We start from the raw sequence: 18,511 nt of genomic DNA on the forward strand, positions 1-18,511 counted from the left end.
TCCCGCACCCGGTAGCAGGCGCCGCGGCATGGCTGACCGGCCGGGGACGGCCGGCCGATCGTCGATGCGCGGCGCGGAGCGTCAGGCCTTGAAGGCCCCGGCGTGCTTCTCGCGCAGGACGTTCTTCTGCACCTTGCCCATCGTATTGCGCGGCAGGGCGTCGACGAAGTCGATCAGCTTGGGCTGCTTGAAGCGGGCGAGCTTGTCGGCCAGCGCGGCCTCGATGGTGGCGGCGTCCAGCGTCTCGCCGGCGCGCGGAACCACCACGGCCACCACGCCCTCCCCGAAGTCCGGATGCGGCACGCCGATGACGGCCGACTCGTCGACCCCCGGCAGCTCGTCGATGACGCTCTCGACCTCCTTCGGGTAGACGTTGAAGCCGCCCGAGATGATGAGATCCTTGCCGCGGCCGACGATGTGGACATAGCCGCGCTCGTCCACCTTGCCGAGATCGCCGGTGGTGAACCAGCCGTCCGCGGCCAGCTCCTCGGCGGTCTTCTCCGGCATCCGCCAGTAGCCCTGGAAGACGTTCGGCCCCTTCACCTGGATCATGCCGATCTCGCCCTGCGGCAGGACCTTGACCTCTTTCGTCTCCGGCTCGACGACGCGCAGCTCCACGCCCGGCAGCGGGAAGCCGACTGTCCCCGCGCGGCGGTCGCCGTCGTAGGGGTTGGAGGTGTTCATGTTCGTCTCGGTCATGCCGTAGCGCTCGAGGATCGCCTTGCCGGTGATCTTGGCGAACTGGTCGTGCGTCTCGGCCAGCAGCGGCGCGGAGCCGGAGACGAAGAGGCGCATGTTCTTCGACGCCTCGGCCAGCGCCGGCTCGGCGACGAGGCGGACGTAGAAGGTCGGCACGCCCATGATCGCGCTCGCCCGCGGCATCAGCGCGACCGCCTCCTTGGCGTCGAACTTCGGCAGGAAGATCATCGACGCGCCGGCGATCATGACGACGTTGGTCGCCACGAACAGGCCGTGCGTGTGGTAGATCGGCAGCGCGTGGATGAGGACGTCGTCCTTGGTGAAGCGCCAGTGCCCGACCAGCGTCTCGGAGTTGGACGCCAGGTTGGCGTGGGAGAGCATCGCCCCCTTGGAGCGGCCCGTCGTGCCGGAGGTGTAGAGGATCGCGGCGAGGTCGTCCGGCCCGCGCGGCACGTCGTTCTCGATGCCGAGGCCCTCGGAGACACCCGCCAGGAAGGAGCCGGCGGGAACGTCCGGCGCGGTCCACACGCCGAGCGTCTCCAGCTTGGCGCCGACCTTTTCGGCGATGGGGCGGATGGCGGCCTCGTCCTTCGGGTCGCACACCACCAGCGCCGGCTCGGCATCGCCGACGAAATAGGCGACCTCGGCGGCGGTGTAGGCGGTGTTGAGCGGCAGGAAGACACCGCCGGCCCGCACCACGGCGAGGTACAGCATCAACGCTTCGATGGATTTCGGCACCTGGACGGCGACGCGATCGCCCGGCGTCACGCCCAGCTCGATCAGGCGGGCGGCGAACCGGCCGGACACGCGGCGCACGTCGCCGTAGGTGTAGTGACGCGTCGGGTTGCCGGGGATCTCGGCAAAGGGGGCGGCGTCGTCCTTCCCGGCGAGAAGGGCGTCGATGAGGTGGTTCATAGGGCAGGTCCCATGAGAAGATTGGGCAGTCCGGTCGCGAGCCAGGGGAAGATCGACAGGATCACGATCGCGACGATCATGCATAGGACATAGGGGAGCGATCCGAGAAGGATCGTTTTCAGCGGAATGTCCGGCGCGATGCCGTTGATGACATAGAGGTTGAGGCCGACGGGCGGAGAGATCAGCCCGATTTCCATGTTGATCGTCAAAATCACCGCGAACCAATAGGGGTCGAAGCCGGCGGAGGTGACGATCGGCAGGAGGATCGGCGCCGTCATCAGGATGACCGCGACCGGTGGCAGGAAGAACCCGGCGACCAGCAGGAAGACGTTGATCACCGTCATCAGGACCCAGCGGTTGACCTCGAGATCCTTGATCCACTCGGCGATCGACTGGGTGACGAAAAGGTTCGACATCATGAACGCGAACACGCCCGCCGCGCCGATGATGAAGAGGATCATCACGCTCTCGCGGGTGGAGTCGCGCAGGACGACCCAAAGCGCCTTCGGGTGGAACAGCCGGTAGATGACGACGGCGACGACGATGCACAGGAGCGCGCCGACCGCGGCCGTCTCCGACGGGGTCGCGACGCCGCCATAGAGGGCGTAGAGGACGCCGACGATGATGGCAAGGAAGGGCAGCACCCGCGGCAGCATCTCGGCCCGCTCCGCCCACGTGTAGCGCGTGGCCGACAGCGCGACGTGCGCCGCCCCCTGCCGCCAGGTCGAGAAGATCGACCAGGCCATGAAGAGCACCACCAGGACGAGGCCCGGCACGACGCCGGCGAGGAAGAGCCGGCCGATCGAGGTCTCGGTCGAGATGCCGTAGACGATCATGGTGACGGAGGGCGGAATGAGGATGCCGAGCGTACCGCCCGCGGCGATGGAGCCGGCCGCCACCGAGGACGGGTAGCCGCGCTTCCTCATCTCGGGGATGCCCATCTTGCCGATCGCCGCGCACGTGGCGGGCGAGGAGCCGGACATCGCCGCGAACAGCGCGCAGGCGCCCAGGTTGGACACGACGAGGCCGCCGGGGACACGTGTCAGCCAGCGGTCGAGCGCCTCGTAGAGGTCGGCCCCGGCGCGCGTGGAGGCGATCGACGCGCCCATGATGATGAACATCGGCAGCGACAGGAGCGCGAAGTCGTCGAGGTTGGCGAAGAAGATCTCCGGCAGCAGCTCCAGCGAGGCCGGGCCGTCGAACACCAGGAGGAAAAGGGTCGACACCACCAAGAGGCCGACGGCGACGGAGATGCCCGAGAACAGGACGACCACCGTGGCGAGCCCGATGAGGGCACCGAGAGTCAACGGGTCCATCGGCTCACTCCGAAGGTTGGGAGAGCGCGGCCTTCTCGCCCGCATCCGGCCGCTCGGGCGCGGAGGGGATGGCGGCGCCGAGGGTCGGCTCGGCCAGCGGCGGCGGCGCGGGGGCGATGATGTCGGCGATGAGCTGCAGCGAATAGAGCGCGAAGCCGATCGGCAGGGCGACGTAGGGGATCCACAGCTTGACGCCCCAGACGGTGTCCGAGCGCCAGTTGCGCTCCAGAGCGAAGCTGAACAGCTCGTAGCCGTAGAAGAGCATCAGGAGGGCGATCGCCAGCGTCAGCAGCGTCGTCGCACCGACCAGGATCCGCCGCGCCCGCGGCGGCAGCAGCAACGGGACCAGCTCCACGTTCACGTGCCCGCGCAGGAGCTGGACGTAGGGGAGGCCGATGAGCGTCGCGCCGATCATCAGGTAGGTGACGGCCTCGGTCTGCCAGATGGTGGATTGGTTCAACACGAAGCGCACGAAGATGAGCTGGCAGGTGATGACCACCGACGCGACGATCATCGCCGCGGACAGGGCGCCGCAGATGCGCGAGACGGTGCGCACCGCACGCCCGAACGCGGTTGCCGGCCCCCTGGGGGGCCGGCTGGTCTCGATAGAGGTCATAGGGTCGACCAGGCGGGGTGGATCATTCGACCGCGAGTGCGGCGTCGAGGAGCTTCTGCCCGTCCGGCGTCTCGGCGACGAACTCCTTGTAGGAGGACTCCTTGGCGACGTCGCGCCAGGCGTTGAACTCCTCCTCGCTCATCTCGGCGATCTCGACCCCGGCTTCGCGGAACTTCTGCGTGGCCGCCTCGTCCTCCAGCTTGGCCTCCTCCAGGTAGTAGGCCTGCGCCTTGGCACCCGCCTCCAGAAGGGCCTTCTGCTGGTCCTCGGTGAGGCTCTCGAAGGTCGACTTGTTCATGAGCAGGGGCTGATACATGAACCAGAGCGAATAATCGGACACTGGCGTGAAGCACTTCACCTGCTCGTACAGGCGGTAGGAGACGAAGCTCGACGAGGAGGTGTTGGCCGCGTCCACCACGCCCGACTGCATCGCCGAGTAGAGCTCGGACGACGGCAGCGAGGTGATCGACGCCCCGGCCTGCGCCAGCATCTGCTCGAACGCCTTGCCGGCGGCGCGCATCTGCTTGCCCTTCACGGTGTCCGGCCCGGTCACGCACTCCTCCGCACCCGCGAAGCCGCCGGCGAGGTAGCCGTGGACGAGGACCATCACGTCGTCTTCGGCCATGATCTTCTCGAGCTCGTCCATGAACGGCGAGTCGACCAGGCGGGCGGCGTGATCGTGGCTCTTCACGAGGCCCGGCATCAGGGTGAGGTTGTAGGCGGGACGCTGGCCGCCGGCATAGGAGAGCGGCAGGACCGTCATGTCGAGCCGGCCGCGCGACAGCGGGTTGTACTGCTCGTTGGCCTTGAACAGCGAGGCCGACGGGTAGATCTGGATGTTGATGCCGTCGTCGGCGACTTCGTCGGCCACCATCTGCGCCACCTTGTGGCGAACGTCGCTGGTGGACCACTGGTGGCTGAGCTTGAGGTCCACGGCGAAGGCCATGGTCGGGACCAGAGCGAGCGCGGCGACGGACGCCGTCAGTCGAAAGAACATGTTTTTCCTCCCCATCGAGCGGCCGTCTTCGGACCGCTTCGGATCGCCGCAGCCTGCTTGTTGTCGGCCGCATAATCAAGGCAGTATTCGCGGCGGACGGGGGCTTTCGGCCCGAGGGGTCAGATCCAGCCCATCAGCTCGCGCCGCACGACGTGCTCGATCACCGCCATGCCGTGGTCGCTGTCGTTGAGGCAGGGGACGGCGGAGAACTTCTCGCCGCCCGCCTCGTGGAAATATTCGGCGTTCTCGCCGGCGATTTCCTCCAGCGTCTCCAGGCAGTCGGTCACGAAGCCGGGCATCATGACGGCGATCTTCTTCACGCCTTTGCCGGGCAGGCTCTTCACCGTCGCGTCGGTATAGGGCTTGATCCACTCCGCCTTGCCGAAGCGCGACTGGAAGGTGACCATCAGCCTGCCGTCCGGCCAGCCGAGCCGCTCTTGCAGCAGCCGCGTCGTCTTGTGGCAATGGCAGTGGTAGGGGTCGCCCTTGTCGAGGTAGTCCTGCGGGATGCCGTGATAAGAGGTCAGCACCATGTCGGGCTCGAAGTCGAGTGTGGCGAGATGGTCGGTCAGCGAGCGGGCCAGCGCGTCGATATAGATCGGGTCGTCGCAATATTGCGGCACGGTGCGCAGCGCCGGCTGCCAGCGCATCGCTTTCAGCGCATCGAACGCCTTGTCGTTGACGGTGGCGGTCGTCGCCGCGGCATACTGCGGATAGAGCGGGAAGAGCAGGATGCGCTCGCACCCCTTCGCCTGGAGCGCCTCCAGCTTCTCCTTGATGGGCGGCAGGCCGTAGCGCATCGCCCATTCGACCTCGATGCGCGGGTCGGTCGACAGCGTCGCGGCGAGCTTCTCGGCCTGGCTGCGGGTGACGGTCTTGAGCGGCGACTCGTCCAGCTCGCGGTTCCACACCTCGTCGTAGGCCTTGCCGGACGCCTGCGGCCGCTTGGACAGGATGACGAGGTTGAGGAGCGGCCACCAGATGGCGCGCGGCACCTCGATCACGCGGCGATCGGAGAGGAACTCCTTGAGGTAGCGGCGCATGGGCCAGTAGCTGGTCCCCTCGGGCGTGCCGAGGTTGACGAGCAGCACCCCGACGCGGCCGAACTTCACGGGCGGATGATCGGCCGGGAGCTGCCCGGGACGCCCGGCGAACGGCTCGACCTTGGTCTCGATCATGTCCATGGTTCAGAACTCCTCCAGCTCGGATCTACATATCACCCGAGCGGGGGAGTTCGACCCCACCGTTCGCCGCAGTCCGCCGGGACGGCTTCTACTCGCCGGTATCGGCCGCCTCGCCGAGCGTATCGCGCGAGCTCGCCTCCACGCGCGGCAGATCGTCGGTGATGTGCAGCCACGGCAGGGCTGTGCCGGCGTGGGCGTGGAGCTGCGGCGCGAGGTCGGCGGCCTGATCGAGAAGCCCGAGCGAGACGAAGACCTGGCCTGGCAGATAGTCGTAACGTCCCGTCAGCGGGGAGCCGCACGCCGGACAGAACGTCCGCGCCACGCCGGGGTTGGCGCGGACCGTGGCGCCCGCCGGGGCAACGGTGACGTCCCCTTCGGCGAAGGCCGCGAAGGCGGCGACAGGGGCGCCGGTCACGCGCCGACAGTCGTCGCAGTGGCAGTAGGCGACCGTTTGCGGCGCTTGCGCGGCGTGGATCGTGGTCGCCCCGCAGTAGCAGCGGCCGGTGATGGGCGCCGCACTCACCCCGCGGCGATCGGCGGGCGGGCGCCGAAGATGGCGGAGCCGACGCGGACCCAGCGGGCGCCGTGGGCGATCGCCTCGCGGTAGTCGCCGGACATGCCCATCGAGGTGGGGAGGCCGAGGCCGTCCGCGATCGTCTTCAGCGCCGCGAAGTGCGGGCCGGGCGGCTCGTCGGCCGGGGGGATCGCCATCAGGCCGATCACCGGGAGCCCCAGAGCCCGGGCGCGCTCCACCAGGGCGGCGGCGTCCTCCGGCGCGGCGCCGGCCTTCTGCGGCTCGCGGCCGATGTTCACCTGGATCAGGCAGCGCGGCATGCGGCCGACCGCGTCGGCGGCCTTGGCGATCGCCTCGGCGATCTTCTCACGGTCGACGCTCTCGATCACGTCGAACAGGGCCACGGCGTCCTTGGCCTTGTTGGACTGGAGCGGGCCGAGGAGGTGCAGCTCGATGTCGGGAAACGCCTCGCGCAGTGCGGGCCACTTTCCCTTCGCCTCCTGCACGCGGTTCTCGCCGACGATGCGCTGGCCGGCCTCCAGCGCGGGGCGGACGTGCGCGGCCTCGAAGGTCTTGGTGACGGCGACGAGGTCCACCATATCCGTCCGGCCGGCGGCCTTCATCGCGTCCGCGATCGACCTTTGGACCACACTCAACGCCTGCGCGACCCCGGCTTCGCTCACTTCACCCGTCATGGCGGTTGACCCTTCGGCTTCCCTCACCCATGGTCCGCCGACATCTCCCACGCCGGTTCCGAACACGAATGAGTACCCACGAGCGTTACAACGCGCCCGCCACCGAAGCCAAGTGGCGTGCCGCCTGGGACGAGGCGGACATCTACAAGACCGCCAACGACGACCCGCGTCCCAAATACTACGTCTTGGAGATGTTCCCCTACCCGTCCGGCCGCATCCACATGGGCCACGTGCGCAACTACACGATGGGCGACGTGGTGGCGCGGTACCGCCGGGCGAAGGGCTTCAACGTCCTGCACCCGATGGGGTGGGACGCGTTCGGCATGCCGGCCGAAAACGCGGCGATGCAGAACAACACGCATCCCGCCGAGTGGACCTACGCCAACATCGACGCGATGAAGAAGCAGCTCAAGTCGATGGGCCTCTCGCTCGACTGGAGCCGCGAGTTCGCGACCTGCGACCCCGCCTATTACGCGCAGCAGCAGCGCCTGTTCCTGGGCTTCCTGCGCGAGGGGCTGGTCTCGCGCCAGAACCGCAAGGTCAACTGGGACCCGGTCGACCGGACCGTGCTCGCCAACGAGCAGGTGATCGACGGAAAGGGTTGGCGCTCCGGCGCCCCGGTCGAGCAGCGCGACATGCCGGAGTGGTGCTTCAAGATCACCGACTACGCGCAGGATCTCTTGGACGCGCTCGACGGGCTGGACCGCTGGCCCGACAAGGTGCGCCTCATGCAGCGCAACTGGATCGGCCGCTCCGAAGGCCTGATGATGCGCTTCCCGCTGACGGTGCACGAGCCGTCCGGCATCACCGAGATCGAAGTATTCACCACCCGGCCGGACACGATCTTCGGCGCCTCGTTCGTGGCGCTGGCGCCGGGGCACCCGCTCGCCAGGGCGGTCGCCGAGCACAATCCGGATGTCGCGGCCTTCATCGCCGAGACGCAGCGGATGGGGACGAGCGCGGTCGAGATCGAGAAGGCGGAGAAGCGCGGCGTCTTCACCAACCTGCGCGTCGCCCACCCGTTCGATCCGGAGATCACGCTGCCGGTCTACGTCGCCAACTTCATCCTGATGGACTACGGTACGGGCGCCATCTTCGGCTGTCCCGCGCACGACCAGCGCGACCTCGACTTCGCCCGCAAGTACTCGCTGCCGGTGCACCCGGTGGTCCGCCCGCGCGATGCGGACGACACCTTCCACGTCGGCGCCGACGCGTTCACCGACGACGGCGTCATCTTCAACTCCCGCTTCCTCGACGGGATGTCGATCGCCGACGCCAAGAACGAGGTCGCGAGCCGGCTTGAGATGGTGACGATGGACGGCGCCCCGCAGGCGACGCGCAAGGTGAACTTCCGCCTGCGCGACTGGGGTATCTCGCGCCAGCGCTACTGGGGCTGCCCGATCCCGGTGATCCATTGCGAGGCGTGCGGCATCGTCCCCGTCCCGGACGACCAGCTCCCGGTGAAGCTCCCCGACGACGTCACGTTCGACGTGCCCGGCAACCCGCTCGACCGGCACCCGACCTGGAAGCACGTCGACTGCCCGTCCTGCGGCGCCCCGGCGCGGCGCGAGACGGACACGATGGACACCTTCGTCGACAGTTCGTGGTACTTCGCGCGCTTCACCGCACCGGACGCCGCCACCCCGATCGACAAGGACGTCATGGAGGCGTGGCTCCCGGTCGATCAGTATATCGGCGGTGTCGAGCACGCGATCCTGCACCTCCTCTACTCGCGCTTCTTCATGCGGGCGGTGGCCAAGTGCGGCTACGGCGACCGGCCTGAGCCGTTCCGCGGCCTCTTCACCCAGGGCATGGTCACGCACGAGACGTTCGGCGACCCGCTGCGCCGCTGGCTCGCCCCCGAGGAGACGCGCCCCGCCACCGCCGAAGAGGCGGCCGACCTCGCCGCGCGCTACCGCATCCACGCCGAGGCGTCCGAGAAACTCGACCGCACCCGCGGGATCGACGGGACGCTCATGTTGCAGACCCTCGACCCCTCCAGCGAGCCGGAGGCCGCCGCCGCCTACGACGCGATCTTCGCCGAGGCCGGGGTGGCGCCGCTGTTCGCGAAGCGCGTCTGGTTCTCCAAGTCGCACCCGTTCCGCGCGCAGGACCCCGCGGCGTGGCTGGTCGATCTCACCGCGCCCGGCCTCGCCCCGGCGTTTGCCTATGGCATCGAGAAGATGTCGAAGTCGAAGCGCAACGTGGTCGATCCGGACACCGTGCTCACCACCTACGGCGCCGACACCGCGCGCTGGTTCATGCTGTCCGACACCCCGCCCGAGCGCGACATCGAGTGGACGGACGCGGGGTTCGACGCCGCGCACCGCTTCGTGCAGCGCATCTGGCGCCTGGTGAACGAGGCCGCCGCGAAGACCGACGCGCCCGGCACCGGCGACGGGCTGGCGCTGCGCAAGGCGACCCACGCCGCCATCAAGGCGATCGAGGACGACATCGAGGGCCTCGGCTTCAACCGCGCCGTCGCCCGCCTCTACGAGTGGTCGAACGCGCTGCAGAAGGCGCTCGGCGACGATGCGACCCCCGGCTCTGTCTTCGCCGAGAGCATCGAGGCGATGGTGCGCTGCTTCGCGCCGATGATGCCCCACCTCGCCGAGGAGTGCTGGCGCGTGATCGGCAAGGACGGCTTCGTCACCGCCGCCGCATGGCCCGAGGTCGACGAGAGCCTCCTGGTGGAGGACGCCGTCACCCTCCCCGTCCAGGTCAACGGCAAGAAGCGCGCCGAGATCACGGTCGCCAAGGATGCCGCCGCGGGCGATATCGAGGCCGCGGTGCTGGAGCTGGAGGACGTGAAACGCTTCCTCAATGGTCCCCCGCGCAAGGTGATCGTCGTGCCCCAACGGATCGTCAATGTCGTGGCGTAGCGCCATCATCGCACTGGCGGCGGCCCTCGCGGTCGCCGGGTGCCAGGTTCGCCCGCTCTATCTCGACGCGGCGACGGGCGGGCCGTTGTCGCCGACGCCGGACCTCATGGCGATCGCCGTCGACCCGCCGCGCGACCGCACCGAGCAGGTCCTCACCAACGAGTTGAAGTTCCTGTTCCGCGGCGACGGCAGCAACGTCGTCGACCCGCGCTACCGCCTGCGCTTCGTGGTCGACGTCAGCGACGACCGCCTCGCCGTGGAGCTGGAGCAGGACCTGCCCGCCGCCATCCTGGTGACGCTGAACGCGACCTTCATCCTGTCCGAGATCGCGACCGAGCGCACGCTGCTGACCGGCGCGTCGACCGCCACCGCGTCCTACGACTTCTCCTCCCAGCGCTTCGCCAACGTGCGGGCCGAGAAGGACGCGCGGGAGCGGGCCGCGCGGTCGATGGCGGAGAACATCGCGACCCGCATCGCCGCCTACTTCGCGGCCAAGCGCTCCGACACGTGACCGCGGCGAAGGCCAACGAGGTCGGCCGCCGCTTCCCGCATCGCGACAAGCTGCCCCCCGTCGTCCTGGTGTTCGGGCCCGACCGCGGCCTCGTGACCGAGGTGTCGGACGCGATCCTCGCCCTCTTCGACGACAGCGACGACCCCTTCGCCATCGTCAAGCTCGACGCCGCGACGGTGACGGCGGACCCCGCCCGGCTGATCGACGAAGCGGGCACCATCTCGATGTTCGGCGGCAAGCGGCTGATCCTGGTTCGCGACGCCGCCGGCCGCAACATGTCGCCCGCGGTCGTGCCGCTGCTCGACCGTCCGCCGACCGAGGCGGTCGTCGTCGTCGAGGCGGGCGACCTGAAGCGCGGCACGGGGCTGCGCAAGGACGTCGAGAACCACGCGCGCGCCGTCGCGATCTACTGCCCCGCCGACACCGAGCGAGACCTCGACCGGATGATCGACGAGGAGGCGGCCAAGTTCGGCCTCGCCGTCGACGCCGACGCCCGCGCCATGCTGCGCGAGCGCCTTGGCGCCGACCGCGCCGCCTCGCGCGGAGAGGTGCTGAAGGCTTGCCTGCATGCCGCCGACGGCGAGGCGCTGACGACCGCCGACATCGACGCCGTGGTCGGCGACGTTGCCGCCAGCCAGATCGGCGAGGCGGTGGACGCGGCCTTCCTCGGCAACCGCCGCGCGCTCGACGCCGCGCTCGGCCGCGTGCTGCGGCAGGACAGCGCCGCGGTGCAGATCCTGATGATGGCACAACGGGTCTGCCACGCATTGGAGCTGGCCTCCGCCGCCGTGGCGCAGGGCGCGTCGCCGACGCGGGCGGTGGAGGAGCTGCGCCCGCCCCTCTTCGGTTCGCAGCGGGCGATGGCGCCGCGCGCGCTGGACCAATGGGCGCCCGGCAAGCTGCGCGCCGCCTCCGAGGCCATCGCCGAGGCGACGTTCCGAACCCGCATCATGCCCCACCTCGCCGCGGCGACGACCCGCGATCTCCTCTTCCGGATCGCCTCGCAGGTCTCGCAGCGCTGAGCCCGGCCCGCCTGCCGGACAGTGCGCCTAAGAAAAAACACTGTCGTCGACCGCCCGCTGCCTTGAGGCTACTTGCGCGCGTTACGGAATTGTGAGAATTCTAGCCATCATTTGTTGGGGGTGCTCGTGTCTCCGCTGAAGTACTTGATCTTAATCGTCTTCGTCGCCGGTCTCTGGTCCCCGGCCCATGCCGTGAACGACACGCGCATCCGCGCCGCCGTCTCCGGCCTCAAATTCGACCTCGAGGAGCTGGGCCAACAGCCTCAGATGCCATTCGCGATCATCGAGGGCATCGGCCGTCGCATGACCCGCCTGAGCCTCTCCTCGTTCAGTTCCTACCTCACGGTGATCACGCGCTCCTTCAACCCGCCGCGCGACATTTTCGTGAATCCCAACGTCAACATATTCACCTTCCTGCGGACGCTGCCCACCGCGCAGAACAACCTGCTGTCGAGCAACCTCTTCGGCCTCGGCGCCGGTGTGGACACGCGACAGGAGAACGCCGCGGTCCGCCAGCGTCTCGCTCTGATCTTGAAGAACAACGGAGCGAACCGCACGCGCATCCGTGCCGTGCTGCGACGCATCCGCTTCCAGCAGAACACGGTGTTCTCACCGCCGCCGGTCGTCTCCGGAAACTGAGTCTCTCGAGGAGCAGCCCTCCAGCGGACTGCGAGTCACCCGCGACTTGGGTGCGCCCGCTTTTGCGGGCGCAGTTTCGCATTCGGAACGCGGCTGGCGGAACGCGGTCCGAGGTTGCTTCGCCGACCGTCGTCAGCAGGCCTTGCTGCGGCCGAGTTCGGCGAGCGAGTTGGTCGCGTTCCGCTCGATATCGCGCAGTTCGGCGAGGGTCTGAGTGAGCGCCGCGCTCTGCTCCTCCAACTTCTCGATCCGGGAGCGCACGCCCCTCAGCAGCGCGTTGAGCTGTTCCTGCCCCGCCTGGTCGGTCTCGTAGAGGTCGAGGTAGTCCTTGATGTCCTGCAGCGAGAAGCCGAGCCGCTTGCCCCGCTGCACCAGGATCAGACGGTCCCGCTCGTGCTCGGTATAGACCCGCGTCGTGCCGGCCCGCTTGGGGCTGATCAGACCCTTGGATTCATAAAACCGTACCGCGCGCGGCGTGAGGCCGAGCTCTTCGGCGAGTTGCGTCACCGTGTAAAACGAATGACTCATGGCGCGGCGGCTCCAGACCAGCCGCGGTTGCCCAGCCGATTCACGTTTTCCGTGCATACACTGCCCCGCTCCTGCGACGGTGCCTTCCGTCCGTGCGGCGGTACCTGGGCCTTGGAAGGTTCGTCGAAAATGGCATCCCTCTGGCGAAATTCGCGTATCACTTAGACTTGACCCTTCCGCGGAGCCAAACAGTGGGCGCATCCGCGGTCATAATACCTGGCGGGGCGACGGTCCTCCGGTCGAGGGGAAGGCTCCAGGCCCGGCCGCCAGCGTTTCAACATCACGATCACTTACTTGCAATTTATAATTGCTTGAGCGCTTCGATATTAGTGCTCCGATCATTACACGAATTTATAGCGCAATCGATTTGTGTTATGCAAGGTAATATAGCAGTTCGCGCGGCCCCACCGCCCCGCGCGCCCTGCGCGGGCGGGAACCACCTTGCGGTTGTATTCCGCCCCGCCCAGCGCCCGCAGCGCGCAACCGACCGCACCCCGGACATCGTCACCTCGGCGCCGACCGTCAAGACGGCGCGAGCCCTGCCACCGGGCGCGGGCCCTCGGCGCATCTCAGAGCGACGCGAATTCGGCGAGCATCTCGTCGGTCGTGCGCACGCGGGCATAGTGGCCGTCCATCATGTCGATGGAATTGTCGTGCCGGCGCTCCTCGTGGGTGGCGCAACAATCGGCCAGCAGCGTCACCAGGAAGCCGCGGTCGCAGGCGTCGCGGACCGTCGTCTCCACGCACTGGTCGGTGCATACGCCGTAGACCACCAGATACTCGATCCCGAGGTTGCGCAGCACGTACTCGATATTGGTGCAATTGAAGATGCCCGACGCGGTCTTGGGGATGATGATCTCGTCCCCCACCGGGCCGACTTCGGGGATCACCCCCGCCTCCCAGGCGCCCTTCGGGATGAACAGGCCGGAGATCATATGATCGAGGCTGATGTCTCGCCCGTCCTGGGTGAGCGCTTCGATCACGGTGAAGATCACCTCGACCCCCGCCTCGCGCGCCGCGGCTTGCAGGCGCTGCTGGTTGGGGATCACGGTATCGCTCAGACGCGTGAGGAAATGGGCGTCGCCCTCCTCCCCGCGCCGGGCGCGGGCGGCCCGCTCGGCGGTCCACTCCATATTCTGCATGTCGACGGACAAGAGCGCGGTCTTGCCCTTTTCGACGGGGCGATCGCGGTCGGCCTTCTCGGCGGTGGCAACGGTCAGCTTGGGCACTTGGGTCCTTCCTAGGAACGGTCGACTTTGGCGGCGGGGACGAGCCCGTCCGGCCGCACGAGCAGAACCGCGATGACGGTGGTGAGCACGATGGCGTCCCGATAGGGCGACAGGCTATCGGGCAAAAAGGCCTGGCTGAACACCTCCACCGCGCCGACGAAGAAGCCGCCGAGGATCGCGCCGGAAAGGCTGCCCAGACCGCCGAGCACCGTCGCGATGAAGGCCTTGAGGACCGGGTAGAACCCCATCAACGGGTCGACCGAGCCGCGCTGCGCCGTCCAGACCACGGCGGCCATGCCCGCCAGCAGCCCCGACAGCGCGAAGGCGGCGGCGACCACGCGATCGGCCCGCACGCCCAGGAGCCGCAACATCTCGAAGTCTTCGGCGGCGGCGCGCATCGCCATCCCGGTCTCGGTGCGGCGCAGGAAGAGCGTGAGGCCCAGCAGCGCCAGCAGCGTGGTGACAATGGATATCGTCGGGACGACGCCGACCGTGATGTCGCCGAGCTGGTAGGTCCCGGACAGCGAGGCCGGCAGCGCGATCGGCTTGGGCCGGGCCGAGATGCCGTTCTGGAACAGCACCTTGAGGATCTCGGAGATGGCGAAGCTGGTGATCAGCAGGGACACCACCGAGGCGCCGCGCATGGCGCGGAAGGCCACCCGTTCCATCGCCACGGCGGCGAACACGGCCGCAAAGATCCCGGTCGCCACGGCGAAGGGGATCGGCAGGCCGAACGCGGTCGCTGCGAAGACGCCGTAGCCGCCGACCGTCATGATCTCACCGTGCGCGAAGTTGATGAGGCGGACGATGGAGAAGACGATGGCGAGCCCCAGCGCCAGCATCGCGTAGATGCCGCCCAGCGAGAGCGCGTTCACCGATTGCTGGATGACGAAGTCCATATCGCCCTACGCTGCCAGGTACGCGCCGCGGATGAGATCGCTGCCGGCCAGCTCCGCCGCCGTGCCGGCCACCGAGACACGGCCGTTGGCGAGCACGACCACACGGTCCGCGATCTCCAGCGAGAGGGGCACGTTCTGCTCGACGAGCAGCATCGCCAATCCCTCCGCCTTCAGCTCGGCGATGAGGTCGAAGACGCGGTCGACCATCTGCGGGGCGAGGCCGAGGGAGGGCTCGTCGAGCAGCAGCAGCCGCGGCGCGGACATCAGCGCCCGCGCGATCGCCAGCATCTGCTGCTCGCCGCCCGACAACAGGCCCGCCCGCTGGGCCCGCCGTTCGGCGAGGATCGGGAAGCGTTCCATCATCGCCGCCCGACGCCGCGCCGCCTTCGCGGCGTCCGGCTCCAGGCTGCCCGCGACGCGCAGATTCTCCTCCACGGTGAGGGAGGCGAAGACGCGCCGTCCTTCGGGCACCACCGCGATCCCGGACCGGATGATCGCCTCGGCCCGCTGGCCGACCAGCGAGCGGCCTTCGAAATCGACCGTGCCGGCGGAGATGCGGCGGGCGCCGGCGACGGCCATCAACGTGGTCGTCTTGCCGGCGCCGTTGGCCCCCAGCAGCGCCGTGACCGAGCCGCGCGCGACCTCGAGGTCGACGCCCGCGAGGGCGTGGACCGAGCCGTAGTGAACGTCGAGGTCGCGAACGGTCAGCATCACGGCTGCGGCAGCTTCTCGGGGTCGGCGGTGCCGCGGGAGACGAAGTCTTTCGAGCCGTCGGCGTTGATCTTGGCGATCACCACCGGGCGCAGCGGCATCCGATCCGTTCCGGCGAAGGTGAAGTTGGACATGATCCCCTCGCCGTCTTCGATCGCGGCCAGCGCGTCGCGCACCGCCTGCGGGTCGGTGGACCCGGCCGCCTCGACCGCCTGCTCGATCATGTGGGCGATGTCGCAGCCGTTGACGTAGTAGTTGTTGTCGGGCTCGGTGCCGGTCGCCTCGGTATACTCCTTCACCCAGTCGCCATAGGGCGAACCCTCCTCGGGGAAGCCGCCGGAGGTGTGATAGGTGCCGTCGACGACGTCGCCGAGGCCGCGGATGGTCGGCGTATCGAGCACGTCGCCGCCCATGACCTGCGTGTCCAGACCGGCGCCGCGCAGCGCTTTGATGAAGGCCGGAAAGTCGGGCTCCCAGGCCCAGGTGACGATGAGGTCGGGCGCCGGCTCGGTCGCCTTGATGTTGGTGACGATGGCCGAAAAGTCCGGTTGGTTGAGCGAGTAGAGCGACTCGCCGACCACCTCGCCGCCATTCTTCTGGAAGACGTCGGCGAAATACTCCGGGCCGCCCATGGTGTAGGCGCTGTCGGGCGACTTGACGATGTAGACCTTCTCGAATCCCTGCTCGGTGGCGAAATCGGCCAGCACGGTGCCCTGCTGGTTGTCGGCGGGGTAGGAACCGAAGATGAAGTCGCCCACCTGGGTCAGCACCGGGGCGGTGCCGGCGAAGGTCATCGTGGGGATGCCCTCGGGCTGGGTGATCTGGCCGGCGGCGATCGTCGGGTCGGCGTCAGCCGAGGAGACGATGAACCGGGCGCCCGCGTCGACCATCTCCTGCGCGACCTTCACGGTCTCGGCCATGTCGGAGCGGGTGTCGCGCACGTCGAGGACGACATTGTATCGGCCGGCCATGCCGCCGGCCTCGTTCATCTTGTCGACGCAGTACTTGAAGCCGGCGTAGCTGGGCTGGTCGTAGGGGGTGAGGTAGCCGGACTGGGCGCTCATCACGCCGATCTTGTAGTCTTCGGCCTGGGCCGTGGCAGGGATGGCGAGACCGGCGGCAAGCGCGAGGGTCAGTGCCGAGGCGGCAGTTCTCATGGCTGTGCTCCTTCCTGGGTGTCTTTCGTGTGGGCCCGGCCGCGGCCGATGTAGGCCTCGATGACGGCCGGATCCTGGCGGATCGTGTCGGGCGTGCCCGATGCAATGACCTTGCCGCGATTCATCACGACGATGGACGAGGAGAGGCGGTTCACGAACTCGAGGTCGTGGTCGATGAGGAGGAGGCCGATGCCGCGCTCGGCCGTGAGGGCGGTGAGACGGTCGGCGAGGTCGGTGGTCTCGTCCGGGTTCATGCCGGCGGCCGGCTCGTCGAGCAGGATGAGGCTGGGCTCCTGGGCGAGGCAGCGGGCGATCTCGAGCCGCTTGCGGGCTCCGTAGGGCAGCGAAGCGGCGAGCGTATCGGCGACATCGCCGAGTTCGAGCGCCGCGATTTCGCGCAGCGCCAGGCTACTGGCGGCCGGCGGCGCATGTCCGGCCGCGATCGCCGCGACGAGCACGTTCTCGTAGACGGTGAGCGTTCCGAAGAGCCGGATGTTCTGAAAGGTCCGTGCGAGACCGAGCGGCGCGATGCGGTGTGCCGGCAGACCCGTCAGCTCGGTTTCGCCGAACCGCATCGACCCTTCGTCGGCTAAGAACTGGGCGGTGAGGAGGTTCACCACCGTTGATTTGCCGGCTCCGTTTGGCCCGATCAGACCCGTCACCGATCCCGGCGGCACCGCAAAATCCGCCTGATCGACTGCAGTTAAGCCGGCAAACCTTTTTGTAAGCCGGCTTACGGTCAATCCTTTGGCGGCATGGATCGGCGCGCCCCTTGCGATGTCTCTGCGAGGCAGGAAGGCGGCGATAAGACGGCCGAGCCCCGAGACCGACGCCTCGCGCGTGCCGATCAATCCCTCCGGGCGGAGCCAGATGACGAGGAGGATCGCGACGGAGAGCGCCACCGTGGTAAGCCCGAAGACGGCCGGAAGTTCCACGCCCGCCACCGTCACGCCGCCCTCCAGCTGGCGGACACCGTCCTGCAGCAGTGTCACCAGGACGACGCCGGTGACCGCGCCCGACACGGTCGCCATGCCGCCGATGATGAGCATCGCGACGAGCGCGAATATGAGGCCGAAGTAGAACGACGTCGGCGAGAAGGCGCCGAGCATGAACCCGTAGAGCGCGCCGGCGACGGCGGCCATCGCCCCCGACCCGGCCCAGGCGATGAACGTCATGCGCCGCGCGTCGATCCCCAGTGCGGTGGCCGCGGCCTCGTCGTCGCGCACGGCGCGCAGCATCAGGCCCCAGCGGCTCTCGCGATAGAGGCGGGCCGCGACGATGAATGCGATCGCCGCCGCGAGCGCGACCCAGAAGGTCGTCACCCGCGGGACGCCGAAGAAGGTCTGACTGCCGCGGGTGATCTCGCGCGCGCCGATCAGCACCGAATGGACGATGATGAGGAGCCCCAGAGTGGCGATGGTGGCCGAGGCGCCGCGCAACCGCGCGATGGCGAGGCCGCTCGCCCCGGCCGCCAGCAGGCCGACGAGCGCCGCCGGCACGAGCGCCACCCAGGGCGACAGCTCCCACCCGGCGAGGAAGGCCGGCAATTGCGGCAGCGCAGTACGCTGCATCAGCGCCGGCATCGCCAGGATGCCCGCCGTGTACGCCCCCAGCGCCATGAACGCGGAGTGGCCGAAGGAGACGATGCCGGAGTTGCCGGTGAAGACGCCGAGCGCCACCACCGCGGTCACGAACACGCACATCTGAATGGCGATGCGCTCGCCGGTGCGGCCCAGCACGTACCATAGCCCCAGCGCGACGACGGCGATGAACACGACGGCGAGCGCCGTCTGCCCGATCTCCCGCGCCAGTCGGAGCCGCGGCAGTTCAGCGAGAGCGGTCGTCGGCATGGTATTCCATCGTCATTTCCGCTCGAAGGAAAGCGACCCCTTCGTTCGATGTCAAACGAAACAATCTTTCGGAATGGCGGCATTTGCCACCGTCCATCCAGTGTGCGACCGGTAACGGATGACGCTGGCCGAGACGCGACCAACCCC

The 18,511-nt window shown here is 68.5% G+C and carries 17 protein-coding genes and 2 pseudogenes; 6 read left to right on the top strand and 13 right to left on the bottom strand.

Annotated features, from left to right (window positions below; genetic code table 11):
* Window positions 1-81: 81 nt before the first annotated feature.
* From MRB58_RS09670 to MRB58_RS09700, 7 genes are all read right to left on the bottom strand, one after another.
* On the bottom strand, window positions 82-1,614 hold the full coding sequence (locus tag MRB58_RS09670) for a malonyl-CoA synthase (protein ID WP_244781506.1): 1,533 nt from the start codon (window positions 1,612-1,614) through the stop codon (window positions 82-84).
* Window positions 1,611-2,930, bottom strand: a complete 1,320-nt coding sequence (locus MRB58_RS09675; protein WP_244781507.1) for a TRAP transporter large permease — start codon at window positions 2,928-2,930, stop codon at window positions 1,611-1,613. Before MRB58_RS09675 ends, MRB58_RS09670 begins: the two co-directional genes overlap by 4 nt.
* Window positions 2,931-2,934: 4 nt before the next feature.
* Window positions 2,935-3,546, bottom strand: coding sequence for a TRAP transporter small permease (locus tag MRB58_RS09680; RefSeq protein ID WP_244781508.1), 612 nt, complete (start codon window positions 3,544-3,546; stop codon window positions 2,935-2,937).
* A 22-nt stretch (window positions 3,547-3,568) separates the two neighbouring features.
* Window positions 3,569-4,543, bottom strand: coding sequence for a TRAP transporter substrate-binding protein DctP (gene dctP / locus MRB58_RS09685; protein WP_244781509.1), 975 nt, complete (start codon window positions 4,541-4,543; stop codon window positions 3,569-3,571).
* 119 nt (window positions 4,544-4,662) lie between these two features.
* On the bottom strand, window positions 4,663-5,727 hold the full coding sequence (gene hemH / locus MRB58_RS09690) for a ferrochelatase (protein ID WP_244781510.1): 1,065 nt from the start codon (window positions 5,725-5,727) through the stop codon (window positions 4,663-4,665).
* Between the two features lie 88 nt (window positions 5,728-5,815).
* On the bottom strand, window positions 5,816-6,250 hold the full coding sequence (locus MRB58_RS09695) for a GFA family protein (RefSeq protein ID WP_244781511.1): 435 nt from the start codon (window positions 6,248-6,250) through the stop codon (window positions 5,816-5,818).
* A complete protein-coding gene (locus tag MRB58_RS09700; protein WP_256461714.1) occupies window positions 6,247-6,924 on the bottom strand; it encodes a YggS family pyridoxal phosphate-dependent enzyme in 678 nt (225 codons plus the stop codon). The genes MRB58_RS09695 and MRB58_RS09700 overlap by 4 nt, the downstream gene beginning before the upstream one ends.
* Window positions 6,925-7,004: 80 nt before the next feature.
* On the opposite strand from MRB58_RS09700, the pseudogene leuS reads away from it, so the two are divergent.
* The 6 genes and pseudogenes from leuS to MRB58_RS09725 form a co-directional block, all read left to right on the top strand.
* Window positions 7,005-8,987, top strand: a pseudogene (gene leuS, locus MRB58_RS09705) (leucine--tRNA ligase); the annotation flags it as partial.
* Between the two features lie 120 nt (window positions 8,988-9,107).
* Window positions 9,108-9,266 (top strand): annotated as a pseudogene (locus MRB58_RS24940) (class I tRNA ligase family protein); the annotation flags it as partial.
* 24 nt (window positions 9,267-9,290) lie between these two features.
* Window positions 9,291-9,818, top strand: a complete 528-nt coding sequence (locus MRB58_RS09710) for a class I tRNA ligase family protein (RefSeq protein WP_371747288.1) — start codon at window positions 9,291-9,293, stop codon at window positions 9,816-9,818.
* Window positions 9,805-10,329 carry an LPS assembly lipoprotein LptE gene (lptE, locus tag MRB58_RS09715; protein ID WP_244781512.1) on the top strand — a complete coding sequence of 175 codons (525 nt, stop codon included), beginning with the start codon at window positions 9,805-9,807 and terminating at the stop codon, window positions 10,327-10,329. The genes MRB58_RS09710 and lptE overlap by 14 nt, the downstream gene beginning before the upstream one ends.
* A complete protein-coding gene (holA, locus tag MRB58_RS09720; protein ID WP_244781513.1) occupies window positions 10,326-11,351 on the top strand; it encodes a DNA polymerase III subunit delta in 1,026 nt (341 codons plus the stop codon). The genes lptE and holA overlap by 4 nt, the downstream gene beginning before the upstream one ends.
* Before the next feature lie 126 nt (window positions 11,352-11,477).
* The gene (locus tag MRB58_RS09725; RefSeq protein ID WP_244781514.1) at window positions 11,478-11,990 is read left to right on the top strand and encodes a hypothetical protein; all 513 of its coding nucleotides are present in this window, start codon (window positions 11,478-11,480) and stop codon (window positions 11,988-11,990) included.
* 132 nt (window positions 11,991-12,122) lie between these two features.
* Here the strand turns inward: MRB58_RS09725 and MRB58_RS09730 are convergent, their stop codons facing one another.
* The 6 genes from MRB58_RS09730 to MRB58_RS09755 all read right to left on the bottom strand — a co-directional run bounded on the left by MRB58_RS09730 (window position 12,123) and on the right by MRB58_RS09755 (window position 18,364).
* Window positions 12,123-12,518 (bottom strand): MerR family DNA-binding transcriptional regulator, encoded by a 396-nt coding sequence (locus MRB58_RS09730; RefSeq protein ID WP_244781515.1) that lies wholly within the window; start codon window positions 12,516-12,518, stop codon window positions 12,123-12,125.
* A gap of 569 nt (window positions 12,519-13,087) precedes the next feature.
* On the bottom strand, window positions 13,088-13,747 hold the full coding sequence (locus MRB58_RS09735; RefSeq protein WP_244781516.1) for a cysteine hydrolase family protein: 660 nt from the start codon (window positions 13,745-13,747) through the stop codon (window positions 13,088-13,090).
* A gap of 11 nt (window positions 13,748-13,758) precedes the next feature.
* Window positions 13,759-14,646 (bottom strand): branched-chain amino acid ABC transporter permease, encoded by an 888-nt coding sequence (locus MRB58_RS09740; RefSeq protein WP_244781517.1) that lies wholly within the window; start codon window positions 14,644-14,646, stop codon window positions 13,759-13,761.
* 6 nt (window positions 14,647-14,652) lie between these two features.
* The gene (locus tag MRB58_RS09745; protein WP_244781947.1) at window positions 14,653-15,357 is read right to left on the bottom strand and encodes an ABC transporter ATP-binding protein; all 705 of its coding nucleotides are present in this window, start codon (window positions 15,355-15,357) and stop codon (window positions 14,653-14,655) included.
* Window positions 15,357-16,514 (bottom strand): ABC transporter substrate-binding protein, encoded by a 1,158-nt coding sequence (locus MRB58_RS09750; RefSeq protein ID WP_244781518.1) that lies wholly within the window; start codon window positions 16,512-16,514, stop codon window positions 15,357-15,359. Before MRB58_RS09750 ends, MRB58_RS09745 begins: the two co-directional genes overlap by 1 nt.
* Window positions 16,511-18,364, bottom strand: coding sequence for an ATP-binding cassette domain-containing protein (locus MRB58_RS09755; protein ID WP_244781519.1), 1,854 nt, complete (start codon window positions 18,362-18,364; stop codon window positions 16,511-16,513). Before MRB58_RS09755 ends, MRB58_RS09750 begins: the two co-directional genes overlap by 4 nt.
* Window positions 18,365-18,511: the final 147 nt, after the last annotated feature.

It is taken from the genome of Acuticoccus sp. I52.16.1 (assembly GCF_022865125.1).
Classification (GTDB): Bacteria; Pseudomonadota; Alphaproteobacteria; order Rhizobiales; family Amorphaceae; genus Acuticoccus.

What these genes read in the sequence shown, in the direction of transcription:
- MRB58_RS09670 (WP_244781506.1), bottom strand. Translation starts at nt 1,614, where the DNA reads ATGAACCACCTCATCGACGCCCTTCTCGCCGGGAAGGACGACGCCGCC.
- MRB58_RS09675 (WP_244781507.1), bottom strand. Translation starts at nt 2,930, where the DNA reads ATGGACCCGTTGACTCTCGGTGCCCTCATCGGGCTCGCCACGGTGGTC.
- MRB58_RS09680 (WP_244781508.1), bottom strand. Translation starts at nt 3,546, where the DNA reads ATGACCTCTATCGAGACCAGCCGGCCCCCCAGGGGGCCGGCAACCGCG.
- dctP (WP_244781509.1), bottom strand. Translation starts at nt 4,543, where the DNA reads ATGTTCTTTCGACTGACGGCGTCCGTCGCCGCGCTCGCTCTGGTCCCG.
- hemH (WP_244781510.1), bottom strand. Translation starts at nt 5,727, where the DNA reads ATGGACATGATCGAGACCAAGGTCGAGCCGTTCGCCGGGCGTCCCGGG.
- lptE (WP_244781512.1), top strand. Translation starts at nt 9,805, where the DNA reads ATGTCGTGGCGTAGCGCCATCATCGCACTGGCGGCGGCCCTCGCGGTC.
- MRB58_RS09730 (WP_244781515.1), bottom strand. Translation starts at nt 12,518, where the DNA reads ATGAGTCATTCGTTTTACACGGTGACGCAACTCGCCGAAGAGCTCGGC.
- MRB58_RS09740 (WP_244781517.1), bottom strand. Translation starts at nt 14,646, where the DNA reads ATGGACTTCGTCATCCAGCAATCGGTGAACGCGCTCTCGCTGGGCGGC.
- MRB58_RS09745 (WP_244781947.1), bottom strand. Translation starts at nt 15,357, where the DNA reads ATGCTGACCGTTCGCGACCTCGACGTTCACTACGGCTCGGTCCACGCC.
- MRB58_RS09750 (WP_244781518.1), bottom strand. Translation starts at nt 16,514, where the DNA reads ATGAGAACTGCCGCCTCGGCACTGACCCTCGCGCTTGCCGCCGGTCTC.
- MRB58_RS09755 (WP_244781519.1), bottom strand. Translation starts at nt 18,364, where the DNA reads ATGCCGACGACCGCTCTCGCTGAACTGCCGCGGCTCCGACTGGCGCGG.